Annotated in this window: 2 protein-coding genes; both read right to left on the reverse strand. The window is 59.6% G+C overall.

All coding sequences use genetic code 11. The features are described 5' to 3' along the window. The coding region (locus GX108_02465) for a UDP-4-amino-4,6-dideoxy-N-acetyl-beta-L-altrosamine transaminase (protein ID NLO55911.1) at positions 1 to 570 on the reverse strand (570 nt) is incomplete at its 3' end. Further along, positions 567 to 1564 (reverse strand): hypothetical protein (locus GX108_02470; GenBank protein NLO55912.1); only part of this gene is annotated, 998 nt, incomplete at its 5' end. The genes GX108_02470 and GX108_02465, both read right to left, overlap by 4 nt.

Below are 1564 nucleotides of genomic sequence, written 5' to 3' on the forward strand. Positions count from 1 at the left end.
GGTGATGTTCTTCGTGGGGTGGAAGCTGAAGACGGCGGCCTGCCTTTCTCTCGCGGGGGCGCCGATGGGCCTTCCCTGGCGGGAAGCCCCCAGGGCGTGAGCGGCGTCTTCGATGATGACCAGGCCGTTTTTTTCGGCTATTTCCTCTAGGGTTTCCATCTCGCAGGGACGGCCCGCGAAATGCACGGGGATGATGGCCTTCGTCCTCGGGGTGACGGCCTTTTTTACCAGTTCGGGCCTGATGTTGAGCGTCACCGGGTCTATATCGGCCAGCACCGGCCTGGCGCCGGTCAGTATCACCGTGTTGGCCGTCGCGGCGAAGGTCATGGGGGTAGTAATGACCTCGTCGCCGGGCCCGATGCCGAAGGCGAGCAGGGCGAGGTGGAGCCCCGCCGTGGCCGAGTTCACGGCCAGGGCATAGGGCACCCCAAGGTACTCCCCAAAGGATTTTTCAAACCTCTGCGCCTTGGGTCCCGTGGTGATCCACCCCGACCTCAGGGAATCGGCCACGTCGGCAATGGCTTCCTCGCTTATATCCGGTCTGGCGAATGGCAGGAATGTCTCTCTCATTGGACCCCTTCATCTCCCTTGTTGGTAACCACTATTTTGTCCCCGATCCGCTCCAGGATCCTTGGCGGAACCCCGCCCGTCTGGAGGAAATCGGTAGATTGTTCCTCACCCATGATGAGCAGGACCCTTTCGCCGGAGTCCCAGTAGCGTTCGATGAAACCTCTGGAATCGAGGAACCAGTCCGACTGGTCTCCCCGTCTTGAACCAAACTCAAGTTCGCCCCTCCAGTCCACGAGGACTATCCTCCTTTTCAGGTAGAAGGGGAGGCCCTGGTCGTAGTCGCGGTACTGGGCGACCACGTCGCCCTGGAGGACTTGTTCGCGTATTGCCGAGGCCAGGTCCCTGGCGCTCATGATCCTGTCGTAAAAAGCGAAGACATTCTTGAAGGTGGCGATGTTCAAAAAAGCGAAGATGCAGAGGGCCAGCACTACCTTCCGGGATTCACCCTTCAGGTAGTAGGTCCAGGAGAGAACTACCAGGAGGATAAGGACTCCCGCCACGGGGGCCACGAAGGGAAGCAGTTCCTTGCCGTACCTCTGGTCCAGGAAAGGGTAGGCGGCGGCCGCTATTCCGAAGAGCAGAAGCACCAGGCTGTTGAGGAGCAAGCCCATCCCCAGGGACCTGGTTTTGCCCCTGTCCATGTGAAGATCGAGAAAGGAACCCACCAGGATGGCCAGGGGAGGCATCACCGGGACGATATAGGGAATCAGCTTGGAATTGGAAATGGAGAAGAAAAGGAAGATGATGCCGAACCAGAGCAGCAGGAAGATCTTGCCCCTGTCCTGGCGGGTCGGGCTGGCTATCGATGAGGGCAGGGCGTCGGCTATCGCCCCCGGCAGGAAGCCCGTCCAGGGTATGGAGCCAACTATGATTATCGGGATGAACCACCACCACGGTTCGAAGCGGCCGTGCATCTTGGTGGTGTAGCGGAGGAAGTGCTCCTGGATGAAGAAGAAGTCGAAAAAGTCCGGGTTCTTCATGCAGACCAGGACGA

The organism is Thermovirga sp., from assembly GCA_012523215.1.
Taxonomy (GTDB): Bacteria; Synergistota; Synergistia; order Synergistales; family Thermovirgaceae; genus 58-81.